This window comes from Bacteroides acidifaciens (genome assembly GCF_903181435.1).
Classification (GTDB): Bacteria; Bacteroidota; Bacteroidia; order Bacteroidales; family Bacteroidaceae; genus Bacteroides.
The window spans coordinates 2,597,063-2,611,506 of record NZ_CAEUHO010000001.1; the positions used below are offsets into that span (position 1 = coordinate 2,597,063).

At 46.8% G+C, this 14,444-nt stretch carries 10 protein-coding genes; 4 read left to right on the forward strand and 6 right to left on the reverse strand.

Annotated elements, in window-relative coordinates; genetic code table 11:
• Nucleotides 1-60: 60 nt before the first annotated feature.
• From CLIN57ABFB40_RS11005 to CLIN57ABFB40_RS11020, 4 genes are all read left to right on the forward strand, one after another.
• Nucleotides 61-3,504, forward strand: coding sequence for a TonB-dependent receptor (locus CLIN57ABFB40_RS11005; protein WP_175630084.1), 3,444 nt, complete (start codon nucleotides 61-63; stop codon nucleotides 3,502-3,504).
• Nucleotides 3,505-3,517: 13 nt separating this feature from the next.
• On the forward strand, nucleotides 3,518-5,374 hold the full coding sequence (locus tag CLIN57ABFB40_RS11010) for a RagB/SusD family nutrient uptake outer membrane protein (RefSeq protein WP_175630085.1): 1,857 nt from the start codon (nucleotides 3,518-3,520) through the stop codon (nucleotides 5,372-5,374).
• A gap of 100 nt (nucleotides 5,375-5,474) precedes the next feature.
• Complete coding sequence (locus tag CLIN57ABFB40_RS11015; RefSeq protein WP_175630086.1) at nucleotides 5,475-7,034, forward strand: beta-N-acetylhexosaminidase; 1,560 nt, start codon at nucleotides 5,475-5,477, stop codon at nucleotides 7,032-7,034.
• Nucleotides 7,035-7,046: 12 nt separating this feature from the next.
• A complete protein-coding gene (locus tag CLIN57ABFB40_RS11020) occupies nucleotides 7,047-8,537 on the forward strand; it encodes an arylsulfatase (RefSeq protein ID WP_175630087.1) in 1,491 nt (496 codons plus the stop codon).
• An 88-nt stretch (nucleotides 8,538-8,625) separates the two neighbouring features.
• On the opposite strand, the gene CLIN57ABFB40_RS11025 is transcribed toward CLIN57ABFB40_RS11020, so the two are convergent.
• From CLIN57ABFB40_RS11025 to CLIN57ABFB40_RS11050, 6 genes are all read right to left on the reverse strand, one after another.
• Nucleotides 8,626-9,498: a pyridoxamine kinase gene (locus CLIN57ABFB40_RS11025; RefSeq protein ID WP_175630088.1), complete on the reverse strand. Its 873-nt coding sequence runs from the start codon at nucleotides 9,496-9,498 to the stop codon at nucleotides 8,626-8,628.
• A 33-nt stretch (nucleotides 9,499-9,531) separates the two neighbouring features.
• Nucleotides 9,532-10,779, reverse strand: a complete 1,248-nt coding sequence (locus tag CLIN57ABFB40_RS11030) for a tetratricopeptide repeat protein (protein WP_175630089.1) — start codon at nucleotides 10,777-10,779, stop codon at nucleotides 9,532-9,534.
• Nucleotides 10,769-11,581 (reverse strand): hypothetical protein, encoded by an 813-nt coding sequence (locus tag CLIN57ABFB40_RS11035; RefSeq protein WP_175630090.1) that lies wholly within the window; start codon nucleotides 11,579-11,581, stop codon nucleotides 10,769-10,771. Before CLIN57ABFB40_RS11035 ends, CLIN57ABFB40_RS11030 begins: the two co-directional genes overlap by 11 nt.
• 73 nt (nucleotides 11,582-11,654) lie before the next feature.
• Nucleotides 11,655-12,284 carry a lactate utilization protein C gene (locus CLIN57ABFB40_RS11040; RefSeq protein ID WP_175630091.1) on the reverse strand — a complete coding sequence of 210 codons (630 nt, stop codon included), beginning with the start codon at nucleotides 12,282-12,284 and terminating at the stop codon, nucleotides 11,655-11,657.
• Complete coding sequence (locus CLIN57ABFB40_RS11045) at nucleotides 12,281-13,666, reverse strand: lactate utilization protein B (protein WP_175630092.1); 1,386 nt, start codon at nucleotides 13,664-13,666, stop codon at nucleotides 12,281-12,283. Before CLIN57ABFB40_RS11045 ends, CLIN57ABFB40_RS11040 begins: the two co-directional genes overlap by 4 nt.
• Nucleotides 13,663-14,403: a (Fe-S)-binding protein gene (locus tag CLIN57ABFB40_RS11050; protein ID WP_175630093.1), complete on the reverse strand. Its 741-nt coding sequence runs from the start codon at nucleotides 14,401-14,403 to the stop codon at nucleotides 13,663-13,665. Before CLIN57ABFB40_RS11050 ends, CLIN57ABFB40_RS11045 begins: the two co-directional genes overlap by 4 nt.
• Between the last annotated feature and the right edge of the window lie 41 nt (nucleotides 14,404-14,444).

A 14,444-nucleotide genomic window follows, 5' to 3' on the forward strand; every position in this document is an offset into this window, starting at 1 on the left:
ACTTCATTCAAATTTGTAGTATACACTTAAATTTAGTATTAATGATTAACTCACAGAAGTATGAAACTTTATAAGTTATCGGGGAAGAATTACCTCGTAAAAATTCATAAAATTTATATATTGTTATTTGCTTTATGTTTTTGTAGCAGTGTCTTTGGACAGAGCCAGCAGATAACAGTATCTATGAAAAACCAACCTCTATTAAAAGTATTTGAAAGCATTGAAGCACAGACGGATTTAAGCATCGCTTATAATCAGACAAAGTTGGACGTGAAACAAAAGGTAAGTGTTGACTTTACCCAACAAACTGTTTCCTCTGTTTTGAATTCCATATTAAAAGGAACCGGATTTACTTACAGAATGGAAGGTAAACATATTATCATTATACCTGTTCAACCTAAAGAAGAGCCATCTTCCGATAATAAGAGTAAGAATATATCCATTCGAGGAACGGTCACAGATATACAAGGCGAGCCTTTGATTGGTGCCAACGTTCTTGTAGAGGGTAGCAAGCAAGCTACTATTACCAACTTCAACGGAGAGTTCTCATTGGAAGTTCCGGCAAATGGCAAACTCCGAATCACTTATATCGGATACACCGCACAAGAAGTTCCTGTGAAAAACCAGACATCCTTCAACATACAATTACAGGAAGACACACAAACGATGGAGGAAGTCGTAGTTATCGGATTCGGTACACAGAAAAAAGTGAATATGACCGGAGCCGTAGGAGCCGTAAACGTCAAGGAATCCTTAGGCGACCGTCCTATAACCAATGTATCGGCAGCTTTGCAAGGTGCTGTGCCCGGTTTGAAGATTGAATCGGCCACAGGTGCTCCCGGCGATGACATGACATATAATATCCGTGGAACAACTTCCATCAACGGAGGTGAACCTTTGGTGCTGGTCAACAACGTACCGATGGATATCAATATGATTGACCCGCAAGATATTGAAACCGTGTCTATCCTGAAAGATGCCGCTTCGGCAGCTATCTATGGAGCGCGTGCCGCTTTCGGTGTTATCCTGATAACGACGAAACAAGGTAAAAAAGATATGGCTCCCAAATTCAACTACAATAACAACTTCTCCTTCTCGAAAGCATTGGAGTTGCCGCAAAAAGCCAGTCCGCTGGAGTCGGTATTGGCCTACAAGGAGATGGGATGGGCGAATGACACGTATGTGGACGGAAAAAACATCACCCGGTGGGAATCATACATACGCGACTACCAAAGCGACCCTTCCAAATATCCTAACGGTTATATATTTGACGACAAAGGCAATTTGTTCTTAATGCGGGAAAACGATATGTTTGCCGACATGATGGAAGACTTCGGCTTCATGCAGAACCACAGTTTCTCCGTTTCGGGAGGTAGCGAACGCACCAATTACCGCTTAAGTTTAGGATACACCGGCGAAGACGGAATTCTGATAACAGACAAAGACAAGTTCAACCGTATCAATATGTCCAGCTTCCTCAGCGTGGATATCAACAAATGGCTTACCACTCAGTTGGATATCAGATATGCCAACTCTACTCAAAACAAAGTAGAGCAAGGCGGCCGCAACGGTGTGTGGGGAAGTGCGATGGCTTTGCCATCTTACCATAACATCCTGCCGTATGAACAAGACGGCGTAGTATATCCCGCCGAAACATCGGCTACTTATGTACGTTATGGCGAACCGAGAGTTATCAAGAAAAACGACCTGCGCACATTGGGACGTGTTATCATATCTCCGTTAAAAGGATTGAAAATAACGGGTGAATATACATTTAACCGCACCACCGAATACAACCGGATGTATATCAACAAATACCAATACATCGGTTTCAACTTTGCGGGAGTCCTGAACAGTACAGAAAACTCAAGTTATGCCCTGACACAAGGATTCACCAACTACAATGCCGTCAACGTATTTGCCAATTACGACTTCTCCATAGGCAAACACGACATTGCCATCATGGGAGGATACAACCAGGAAGAGAGCCACAAGGAATCCCAATGGTCGGAACGTAAGGACGTATTGTTGGAAAACCTGCCTTCTCTTTCAGGTTCGACCGGTACGACTTCTATCAGCGACAGCTTTGACGAATATGCCATCAGAGGTTTGTTCTACCGTGTCAATTACGCATACGCCGGCAAATATATGCTGGAAGCCAACGGACGTTACGACGGAACTTCCCGTTTCCCGAAGAAGAACCGTTTCGGATTCTTCCCGTCTTTCTCAGCCGGATGGAGAATCTCGGAAGAAGCATTTATGGAAAAAACAAGAGACATTCTTTCCAACCTGAAACTGCGCGCTTCGTGGGGTTCTATCGGAAACCAGATTATCCTGAAGCCTGACAATACCCCCGAAAACTATCCGTACATTCCTTCCATGGCGCCTTATCTCACAGACTGGTTAGTAGACGGACAGAAAACCACTACACTGGGAGTTCCTGCAATGGTAAGCAACAATTTCTCATGGGAGAAAGTATATACACTGGACTTCGGCGTCGACTTCGGATTCTTCAATAACCGCCTGAACGGTACTTTCGACTGGTATCGCCGCGACACCAAAGGAATGTTGGCTCCTGGTATGGACCTTCCGTGGGTAATCGGTGCTACTGCTGCCAAACAGAATGCCGCCGACCTGAAAACCTATGGTTGGGAATTGGAATTGAACTGGAGAGACCGTATCAACAAAGACTGGAGCTACCGGATTGGCTTCAACCTGTACGACTCACAAAGCGAGATTACGAAGTACAACAACGAAACTAACCTGTTGGGTGATAAGATTTATCGTAAAGGTATGAAAATAGGAGAAATATGGGGATACGTCACCGACCGTTTCTACACCGTAGACGACTTCAACGAAGACGGAACATTGAAAGCTGGTATTCCTAAACCGAAAGGAGCCGGAAAAGTGTATCCGGGAGATATCCTATACAAAAACTTCGACGATGACACGGAAACCATTTGGAGCGGACAGGGAACGGCAGACGATCCGGGCGACCAACGCATCATCGGTAACTCAACACCGCGCTTCCACTACGGTATCACCGCAGGAGTAAGCTGGAAAGGATTTGACTTGTCTATTTTCCTACGCGGCGTGGGCAAACGCGATTACTGGCGTACCGACCAGATTGCATGGCCTACCGGAACTTGGGGTAGCTTGTTTAAGGAAACGCTCGACTTCTGGACACCCGAGAACACGAACGCATACTTTCCGCGCGTATATGCTAACAATGCAGTAAACACCTCCTACAACCGTTGGAAACAGACCAAGTATCTGGCAGATGCATCTTACTTGAAACTACAGAATATCACACTTTCGTACACGTTGCCCAAAACGTGGTCGCAACGCATCTATTTCGATGAGATGAAAGTATTCTTCAGTGGAGAAAATCTCTATACTTGGGACCACTTGCCTGAGGGATTGGAAACCGATATGTTGCAGAAAGGCATTTGGGAATATCCGTTTATGAGAAAATTCTCTCTTGGTATCAATGTTACATTCTAATAACCCATGCATTATGAGAAAATATTTATATCTGATATGTACGGTTTTACTGACCGGCTGTCTTAATAATGATTTCCTGGAAAGGTATCCTTTGGGAGACCCGACCGCTGAAACAGCTTTTAAAACATACGACAACTTCAAGGCTTACGCCTGGGGACTATACGAAACCCTGCCTTCATTGGGATACGATTCGGAAAACTCTACGGACGACATCTCGTTCAATCAGACAAGAGGTTCGAGCGAAAGTAACTGGATTCGGAAATTAGTGACTATTCCCGATAAAAAAGACAATACTGTATGGAGTTACTACAGCTATATCCGCCGCGTGAACTTAATGCTCGACCGCATCGAAGGCAGCGACATGACGGATACGGAGAAAAAACACTGGCGTTCTGTGGGATATTTCTTCCGCAGTTACCGCTACTTCTCTCTCCTGTCGGCCTATGGCGGCGTGCCCTGGATTGACCACGTATTGAGCGATGATGAGACAGAACTAATAGAAGGCCCGAGAGCATCGAGAGATGAAATAGCCGAACATATCCTGAACGATTTGAAAGAAGCCGAAAAGGGCATCAATGAAAACGGCGAAGGGGCAAACACCATCAACAAAGCCTGCGTACAAGCATTGTTGTCGCGTTTCTGCCTGTTTGAAGGTACATGGCGCAAATACCACGGTTTGAGTAATGCCGAAACCTACCTGCGGGAATGCAAGCGGGTATCTGCCGAACTGATAGAGAAGTATCCCAACGTGGCCGACTGCTACGACGACTTATTCTGCTCGCTGGAACTGAAAGACGTTCCGGGTGTGATTTTATACAGAGAGTATTCGAACGCTGTCGGTGTGGTACACGCTGTAAGTATTGGCGGAACCACTGCCTCATCGTTCTACAATCCAACCCGCGATTTGGTAGACAGCTATCTTTGCTCAAACGGTAAGCCGCGCTGGAACAACCCGTTGTTTTTAGGTGATGAAGATCCGTACAAAGAATTCAGCAACCGCGACCACCGTTTATGGTTACACGTCACTCCGCCTTATACTATAGACCGTAGCAAATCGCAAAATGCATGGGACAACAAATGGGAATTTACCGACAATCCTAAAGACAGAAGTTTCATCGACAGCCTCACCACGCGTATGGGAATAGGATACGGCAGTCCCAAAGAGCGGCAGAAAACGTTGCCGTTCCGTCAAGGATATGCTGAAGGTATCTTAGGAGCCGTACCACACTTCGACTTCTTCTTGAACGACCAGCCGTGGTATAAATCAGCTTTCGGATACAACAACTGGAAATACTACTGCTGCTATCTGGAGATGGGTAACCAACGAAACGAGGAGACGGATATGCCCATCTTCCGCATCGAAGAAGTAATGCTGAACTATGCAGAAGCCATGTGCGAATTGGGCGAATTCAACCAGTCCGTAGCCAACCTCACCATCAACAAACTGCGCCCGCGCGCCAACGTAGCTCCGATGATTGTTACGAATATCGATGCTTCTTTCGACCCGAAGCGTGACAAAGGAAACTCCGATTATTCGGGCGACTACGAAGTAAATCCCCTGTTGTGGGAGATTCGCCGTGAGCGACGCATCGAGCTCTTCTCCGAAGGTTTCCGTTTCGACGACCTGAGAAGATGGAAGAAATGCCACTATGCACTGAAAAAGAAACTCGGACAATATGTACGGACATCTGACTTCCCGGCAGAAACCAATGTGACAATTGATGGCGGCGCTGCCGAAGGATATCTGGAATTCCATCCTCAACAGACTCATTTGTGGCCCGACTATTATTATCTCTACCCCATCCCACGCAACGAACGGGTGCTGAACCCCCAACTTGAACAGAACCCCGGCTGGGAAAGTGAGAATTAATAAATAGACCTTAATCAATTGAAACTGTCCAAAGTGTTTGGCACTTTGGACAGTTTATTCTTAACTTTGCCTACAACTAACCATTATCAAGATAACCTGTATGAAACACCGATTATCCATTCTTCTCCTGCTCGTATCTTATGCAGCCCTCACGTGCGGTCAAATCGTATTCCCCTCCCCCAACCAGGTGGAAATGAAAAAAGGCAAACTCACCTTACGAAAGAACATTTCCATGTACACTGCGGACACTACCGCATTCTACGTAAGCCTTTTGCGCAGCGAAGTACTCCGCGACGCTTCCGTCAAATGGCAATCCAAAGCATCGGCCGCCCACATCTGCTGGATGAACGACCCGTCGCTTCCGTCCGAAGGATATAAGATAAGCATCAATCCGAAACAGATGACCATAACCGCCTCCGGCGAAAGAGGATTCATCTACGCCGTACAGACCTTGCGGCAATGGGTTTCGGGCCCGGCCGGAAAACTTACCTTTGCCTGTGCCGACATCACCGACTCCCCCCGTATGCAATGGCGCTGCTTCTTGCTCGATTCCGGACGCCAATACCAACGGATATCCACCATCAAGAAGTATATCGACATGGCTTCCCTGCTTAAAATGAACTATTTCCACTGGCACCTGACGGAAGGGTTGGGATGGCGGATAGAAATCAAGCGGTATCCGCGCCTTGCTCAAGTAGGAGGTTCGGTAGGAAAGGCAGAAGAACAACACGGATTCTACACACAGGAAGAGATACGTGAGGTAATCAACTATGCCAGCCAGCGCAACATCACCATCGTGCCCGAGATAGATATGCCGGGACACGCGGAAGCTGCTCTTTCCGCCCATCCGGAGTTGGGCTGCTTCGGGCTGCCCGTCGAAGTGCCGCAACAGGGATTCACTCAAAACATATTCTGTGCCGGAAAAGAAGAGGTGCTGACTTTCCTGAAAAACGTATTGGACGAAGTATGTGAGTTATTCCCCTCCCCCTACATCCATTTGGGAGGAGACGAAGCACCGAAGGGGAATTGGAACAAATGCGAAGACTGTCAAAAAAGAATCGTTGCGCTGAACTTGAAAGACAGCCACGACCTCCAACTATGGTTCTCCGCGCAGATGGCAAACCACTTGAAGCAGAAGGGGCGCAAAGCCATCTTCTGGGGAGATGTCGTATATCAGGACGGATATCCGCTGCCCGACAACACAGTCATCCAATGGTGGAACTACCGCGGCCACAAAGACTTGGCACTCCGCAATGCGCTCAAGCACAACTATCCGGTCATTTGCAGTTCAAACTACTATACGTATCTCAACTTCCCGCTCACTCCGTGGCGAGGATACGCCAAAGAACGCACGTTCGACTTGAAAGACTTGTATCTGGACAATCCTTCGAACAAGGCCTACAATGAAAAGAATCCGTTGATTCTCGGCATGAGCTGCGCCTTATGGACAGACGATGTAGTGACGGAACGCATGATAGACCAACGCCTGTTTCCCCGCATCATCGGACTGGCAGAACAGATGTGGCATCAAGGAGAGCCACTGGACTTTACCCGTTTCTACGAACACGTGCTTCAAAAGAAGGAATGGTTTGAAGAGCAAGGGTATAAATTCGGACCAGTTTTAAAAAGCGAAGTACCGCAAGGTTACAAATGGGATTAAAAAAAGAATACCATGAATAAAAGAAACTTATTTATCGGTGTTTCCGCCCTATGCGGCAGTTATCTGCAAGGGCAGACTTTACAAACACAACCCAACATTATTTATATTTTAATGGACGACCTGGGATATGGGGATATCGGTTGTTTCGGACAACAAAAAATAGAAACACCCAACATCGACCGTTTATGCAAAGAAGGCATCAAACTGACACAGCATTATTCCGGTTCGCCTGTATCAGCTCCGGCACGTTGCGTATTAATGACGGGCATGCACTCCGGACACGCACAAATCCGTTTCAATAATGAAATGACCGAACGTGGAGCCGTCAACAACTATGATTCCGTATATGCACATAAAGAACTGGAAGGACAGTTCCCCTTGCAAGCCAACACGATGACTATCGGACGAATGATGCAACAGGCAGGGTATGCTACCGGATGTTTCGGAAAATGGGGACTTGGTTATCCGGGCTCCGAAGGGACGCCCGGCAAGCAGGGCTTCGATCAGTTTTATGGATATAACTGCCAGCGCCAGGCACATACGTATTATCCACCATTTTTATATAAGAATGAAGAACGTGTCTATTTATCCAACAAGGTGACCGACCCTCACCGAAGTCCCTTGGACAAAGATGCTGACCCGAATGATCCGACCAGTTATGCCAAATATACGCAAAAAGAATATGCCAACGACTTAATTTTTGATGAGCTTCTAAAATTCGTCAGTGCCAATCAATCCACTCCTTTCTTCCTGATGTGGACTACTCCCCTACCGCACGTATCCCTGCAGGCTCCTGAACGTTGGGTGAAGTATTATGTAGAAAAGTTCGGTGACGAAAAACCCTATACAGGCAAAGCGGGTTATCTGCCCTGCCGTTATCCACACGCCACTTATGCAGCAATGATCAGCTATTTTGATGAACAAATAGGCGGATTGATAGAAAAATTGAAAAAGGAAAATCTATATGAGAATACACTTATTGTCTTCACTTCCGACAACGGAGCCACATTCAACGGTGGAAGTGATTCGCCCTGGTTCAACAGTGGCGGCCTTTTCAAGTCGGAATATGGATGGGGCAAATGTTTCCTGCATGAGGGTGGAATCCGGGTTCCGGCAATCATGACATGGCCGGGACACATCAAACCGGGCACGGAAAGTGATCATATTTGTGCTTTCCAGGATGTAATGCCTACCTTGGCCGAGATAGCAGGGATTTCTTGCCCGCCGACAGACGGTATCAGTTTCCTACCTACATTACTCGGCAAAAAAGAAGAGCAAAAGCAACACGAATACTTATATTGGGAATATCCCGATCCCAGAATCGGAAACAAAGCAATCCGTATGGGAAAATGGAAGGGAATCATTACGAATATACGGAAAGGCAATACACAGATGCAACTCTATAATCTGGAGAATGACATCAGGGAAGAACATGATGTAGCTGCACAGCACCCTGATATCGTGAAGCATTTCGAACAATTAATGAAAGAGGCTAGCAACTAAATCAGTTTTGACAATTCAACCTTTCTCTCAAAAGAAACAGTGAACATCAAGCGGAACATATTTCCACGATGTTCACTGTTTCTCTATCTTAAATCAGTTCGTAACTAGCCATCTGTATCGGCATATCCAAATTATGAAGCACTTTCTCCAGCAGGATACCCTCGCGGTTATCATATTCATACCCGAAAGTGGCACGAATACCTTGCAGGATAAACTGTGTGGCACGGTCCAACGCCATCGGCAGACTGTCTCCCTGCATCAAAGAACCGGTGATGACACTGGTGAAAGTATCGCCCGTGCCGGGATAATGTGCCGGCAGATAAGGACAGGTCACTTTCCAGTAGCGGTTTCCCTGACGGTTATAAGCATAGACAGACGTTTTATGAGGCTCATCATGTACAGGAACACTGGTGATGATAACCACTTGCGGACCTTTGTCGGACAAAAGACGAAGATATTCTTTCAGCTCTTCATCCGTGTTATCTGCTTTATAGGGTTTATCCAATAAATAAAACAGTTCCGTCAGATTGGGGGTAATCACATCTGCTTTCGTGATTAAGTGGCGCATCTCTTTTATCATTCCTCCATCAAAGTTGGCGTACAACCGTCCGTTATCTCCCAATACCGGATCGGCAACAATCAGGCTATCCGGCCGGCGAAAGTCCCTGATAAAATCAGAAACAATCTGAATTTGTCTTGGGGAACCCAGATATCCGGTATAGATAGCGTCGAACTCTACCTCCAGCCTCTTCCATTGGGCAATAATCTTCGGCATCTCGTCCGTCAGGTCGAGGAAGGAGAAACCGGGATATTGCGTATGATTGGATAATACAGCCGTAGGAAGCGGACAAACCTGAAAACCCATGGATGAAAGAATAGGAATGACAACGGTCAGAGATACGCGCCCCATTCCCGAAAGGTCATGTACGGCAGCTATTTTCTTTACTTTATTGGCATACATATAATTATAATGAAATGTTTTACTACTCTTATCCTATGAGTTTTTATTTATCAGTCGGAGATGCTCTTTTGCCGTATCCAAACCAAGCTCTGCCGCATCTTCAAAATACTCATATCCCAATTCTTCATCTTCCTCTGTGCCACGCCCGAAATAATAGGCTACTCCCAGCGCATTCAGCACCATGGCATTGATTGGGTCCCACAACATGTCAATATCTTCCTCCGCTTCCTGAAGATACTCCAGGGCTATGTCATCATCCTGTATTACACCGAGACCATCCTGATAGCAGATGCCAAGATAGGCTGCCGAACGCACCCTGTTTTTATCGTCACTTTGGGGATTCTGATAGGCTTTCTCAAACCATTCGGCAGCTTTGGCATAATCCTGTTCAATGCTGCCCCATCCATCGAAATAGTAGTATGCCACCTGCCACTGAGCATTAGGATGACCTCCAATAGCAGCTATCTCATAGAAATTGAAAGCCATGTCGACATCTCTTTCCACACCAAACCCCTCATCATAGCAACAGCCAGCATTGAATGTCGCCTGTATATCGTAGCGATGTGCCGCCTTGATGTAATAAGAGAGCGATGCCTCCGGATTATTTTTCTCATGTCCGAGGTAATATCCGTAATTTCCGCAAATCACCGGAGAAATCTCAGCAAGCGCTTGAAAATAAACTTCAAACACCTCCTGCCTGATATCGCAGAGCCCTGACTCACGGATATTGCGATAATTGCCCCAACCGGCACAGATACGCCCGTTAAAGCTGCGTTCGTACCATTCTTTTGCTATCGGATAGGCCCAAGCATTATAATTGTCCTCGGTTTTGAATTGCTTGGCAAGCTCAGGCTCAACAAGCAGATAGTCGCCCCAATAATAAACATTTCCTATCATATAGCAGCAGAACGCATTGCCACGCTCAGCCTGTTTGAGAATCTCCTCAAAAGCTTCCTTGAACGACTCAAAAGGCATCCCACGCTGAACCGCCGGAGTGAAGTTGCCGCTTCGTACGGCACAAAGCACCCCCGTAGCACTGCCCATGAGCGCACTCTTCTGCATAAGTTTTGAGGCATTAGCATCGTCAGTGGCAAAGCCGGCTCCGCTCCATACATACTCCTCGCCCATGAAACAACGTGCGATGAAGCATAATGCGTCTGCATCGCCTTGCTGTGCCGCCTGCATAAGCATCGCGTATCCACGGTGTATCTCTTCCTTGTCGAAACTAGTCCAAATTAAATCTACTGCCTTCACCACCGGCAGACTGTATTTACCGTTCATCTCTTTCCTTCTTATCTAATTTATCCTCTTCATCTAAAAATCTGAAAGCCAATCGCTGAAAATAATCCGTCACATCAAACGTCTCCCATTCGGGAAGCGGGTCGGGATACGTGCGTTCCACTGTGAAATCCCACAGCCAACGGCGTAAAGGGACAACGTCGGACAGGATGAAACGGTATCCTGTCGGTATGGGTTTTGTCCATCTTACCAACTCGACTTTGTACTTTGCCAATCCGTCATTGTCATCACACCGATGAATATTTATATATCCGCCATCCTCATCCGTAAAGTCATGCAGAAGCCATTTTGATTTGCCCTCTATGATATTTTCAAGAGCAGCCATAACATCCGCACAACCGAAATATCTGAAATCCTCGCCATCGACAGTAAGAGTCGATTCCACCTTCCGCGGTGCAGGCTTCAACTCCTCGCATGTCCAGTTTTGTACATCAGGAATCTTCGCCAACTGAAAGAAATCGCACATCACATCTGTTGCATTCTCGACCGAGAAGCCGCTGCGTACCATCCGTAGTATCGTTTTTCCGACCCGGAAATAGGCGGCAATGTGAGAATCCTTATAGAAACTTAGAGCGAAAAGTTCGGCAGAACGGATAAGTCTGACCGGCAGACACTTTTCGATAGTGACATACTCGTGGATATCTACTTTGTACACCGCTTCCATAATTCGCACAACGGTGACATTGCTTGTGCGTTCTTTACCATTCTCGGTAATCAGCACATATTGGGGTTTCATTGCCGCCGTGCCGGAATACGTGCCTCTTGGATGTTTCGGGTCAAACATAGTCGTCATTCGTTTATAGGTAGTTTTATCTCCATTCGCTATTCATTGGTTTGCGCAAAGTTACTGCCTCCACTCAATATCTCCAAGGCGGTTGCAAAATATCTCCCATCTCATTGTCTGTATTTGTCAATATCACTAATACGTCCCGTGCCCCATGCGCTCCCATCACCAACGCCTGCTCAATATCAGCTGTCTTTGACGGACCGGAGATGAACGTTCCGAACTGATATTCCTGTCCGTCCAGTTTGCGGTAGGCATCATACATGGTATCTACAATTTTATTCCGGTCGAGCAGAATGACCAATTTCTCCGAGATAAAATAGATTGCTTTATATTTCACCGTCTGCGGTATCCAAATGGCTCCGTTTTCGGCCACTCCGATTTCTCCTTTCACTACGGCAACATCTGTACCGTCCAGCTCTTTCGGATCATCCAAATTATCGGGATTGAACGTAGCACAGGAAATATCCGGCAATACGGAAGCAATACGCATAGCGTCCGGATAAGTCCGGCGTATGACCGCATTCACATCTTCCCCTTCACCCAACACAACTGCCGTACCACCCACCACACGGCTGATTGCACAGAACTGCTCTATCTTGTCAGGATATGACAATCGTTTCATATCCGCAATATCCGGTTGATCATAACGCGTCTGCGTATGCTGCCGGATGCTGGCTAATATATCTTCTCTGCTGCTCATTTGGATTCCTCCTTTCCTTGTACTTTGTTTTTCTTCCACATTTCATTGAACGACTCGCTGGCAAATTCCGGCAGTTCACGCCCCTTTCCCCAATCGTCGAGATCGTTGTATTTCATGAAACGAGGCAGACCATTTACCACCGGGGCTGCCCACAAGGCTGCGTTGAACAATGCCGGACGCTCCATCAGGAACTTCATACCGCCGGACATGATCTTCTTTCGCGTATTGGCTTTCCCCAGTCCGTCCAAATCCTGACGCCATTTGTAAATCTGTTCTGCCAAATCTACTTTCACCGGACAGACATTGGAACAGGACATGCACAGAGAACACGCTGAAAGATTATCGTAATACTTCTCTGGAGTATGGGCCATACCCAAGTTGATGCCAATAGGTCCGGGGATGAAGTACGTATAAGAGTAACCTCCACTCCGGCGATACACCGGACAGGTGTTCATGCACGCACCACAACGAATACAGTTCAGTGTCTTGATATGGTCGGGCTTGGATAGTAAGGCACTCCGGCCGTTGTCTACGATGATAATATGGTATTCACCGCCTTCGCGGGGACGGCGGTAATGAGAGGTATATGTTGTCACCGGCTGTCCGGTTGCCGAACGGGCGAGTAATCGGGTGAACACGCCTAACGCATCCAGGTCCGGGACGATCTTTTCCATACCGAAAGCGGCAATGTTCAGTTTCGGGTAGGAAGTACCCATATCGGCATTTCCTTCATTGGTGCAGACCACAATGTCACCGGTTGAGGCAACGGCGAAGTTGGCGCCTGTCATGGCGGCTTCGGCGTTGAGGAAGAGATGGCGCAGGTTCTTACGTGCGGCATGAGTCAGGTAGGTAGGATCAAAGTTTCCCTTTTCCGTACCCATCTCCTTTTCGAATAGTTCGCCTACCTGTTCCCGTTTGATGTGGATGGCGGGCAGTACGATGTGGCTCGGTTCGAGATGCATCAGTTGCAGGATGCGTTCGCCCAAATCGGATTCAACGACATCAATGCCCCGTTCCATCAAGAAAGGATTCAAGCCACACTCTTCGGCGAGCATGGATTTGCTCTTGATGAAATGGTGGACGTTATGCTCATTCAGTATCTTGTAGACGATGGCGCAGTATTCATCGGCATCTTTTGCCCAATGTACGATGGCACCGTTGGCGGTAGCATTCTTCTCAAACTCCAGCAGAAGTTCTTCGAGGTGGCTGTTGGAATATAGCTTCAACTCGCAAGCCTTGTTGCGCAACTCTTCCCATTCGGGAACTTCCTTGCTCATCTTGTCCCTTTTGGCACGGACCATCCAAAGGGTTTCGTTATGCCATGCTGCCATCTTGCTGTCCTGCAAGAACTTTTCGGCAGCCTTTGAATGTTTTGTACTCATGATTGCGACGCTAGAATTTCTACAATATGGATAATCTGAATAGGCAGATGCTCCCGTTTGATGACACCTTGCATGTGCATCAGGCAGGAACTGTCCGCTCCGACAATATACTCGGCTCCGGTAGCGATATGATCTTTTACCTTATCACGCCCCATACAGACGGAAACTGACTGCTCTTCTACCGCAAACATTCCGCCAAAGCCGCAACACTCGTCAATATGGCTGGGCTCGAATACTTCGATGCCTTCTACCAGATTGAGCAGGTCACGCAATTTATTGTAATAAGGGATGTTCAGTTCGGTGGGAGCAGAAATCAACAGTTCGCGCACCCCATGACAGCTATTGTGAATACTGACTTTATGAGGAAAGCGTGCCGGAATTTTGGAAGGTTTCAAGACATCGTGAATGAACTCACAAATATCATAAATCTTTCCCGCACTCTGACAAACATGTCCTTCTTTCTTCAAAATCCCCGGATGATTCTCTTTCACAAATGCCACACAACTGGCGGAAGGACCGACGATGTAATCGTATTCCCGGAACAGATCGTCAAAACGGAGTGCCAATTTCATCGATTCATCTTCAAAACCGGCATTTGCCATCGGTTGTCCGCAACAAGTCTGATCCAACGGATAATCGACGTCTACTCCCAAGCTTTTCAATAGCCGATACGATGCCACTCCCACATTGGGGTAAATAGCGTTGATATAACAAGGAATAAACAAACCTACTTTCATATTATGTTCTGTAATAATTTAAGCTTCTTCCGTATCACCCG

Coding starts and splice junctions, on each gene's coding strand:
- CLIN57ABFB40_RS11005 (WP_175630084.1), top strand. CDS start 61: ATGAAACTTTATAAGTTATCGGGGAAGAATTACCTCGTAAAAATTCAT.
- CLIN57ABFB40_RS11010 (WP_175630085.1), top strand. CDS start 3,518: ATGAGAAAATATTTATATCTGATATGTACGGTTTTACTGACCGGCTGT.
- CLIN57ABFB40_RS11015 (WP_175630086.1), top strand. CDS start 5,475: ATGAAACACCGATTATCCATTCTTCTCCTGCTCGTATCTTATGCAGCC.
- CLIN57ABFB40_RS11020 (WP_175630087.1), top strand. CDS start 7,047: ATGAATAAAAGAAACTTATTTATCGGTGTTTCCGCCCTATGCGGCAGT.
- CLIN57ABFB40_RS11025 (WP_175630088.1), bottom strand. CDS start 9,498: ATGTATGCCAATAAAGTAAAGAAAATAGCTGCCGTACATGACCTTTCG.
- CLIN57ABFB40_RS11030 (WP_175630089.1), bottom strand. CDS start 10,779: ATGAACGGTAAATACAGTCTGCCGGTGGTGAAGGCAGTAGATTTAATT.
- CLIN57ABFB40_RS11035 (WP_175630090.1), bottom strand. CDS start 11,581: ATGTTTGACCCGAAACATCCAAGAGGCACGTATTCCGGCACGGCGGCA.
- CLIN57ABFB40_RS11040 (WP_175630091.1), bottom strand. CDS start 12,284: ATGAGCAGCAGAGAAGATATATTAGCCAGCATCCGGCAGCATACGCAG.
- CLIN57ABFB40_RS11045 (WP_175630092.1), bottom strand. CDS start 13,666: ATGAGTACAAAACATTCAAAGGCTGCCGAAAAGTTCTTGCAGGACAGC.
- CLIN57ABFB40_RS11050 (WP_175630093.1), bottom strand. CDS start 14,403: ATGAAAGTAGGTTTGTTTATTCCTTGTTATATCAACGCTATTTACCCC.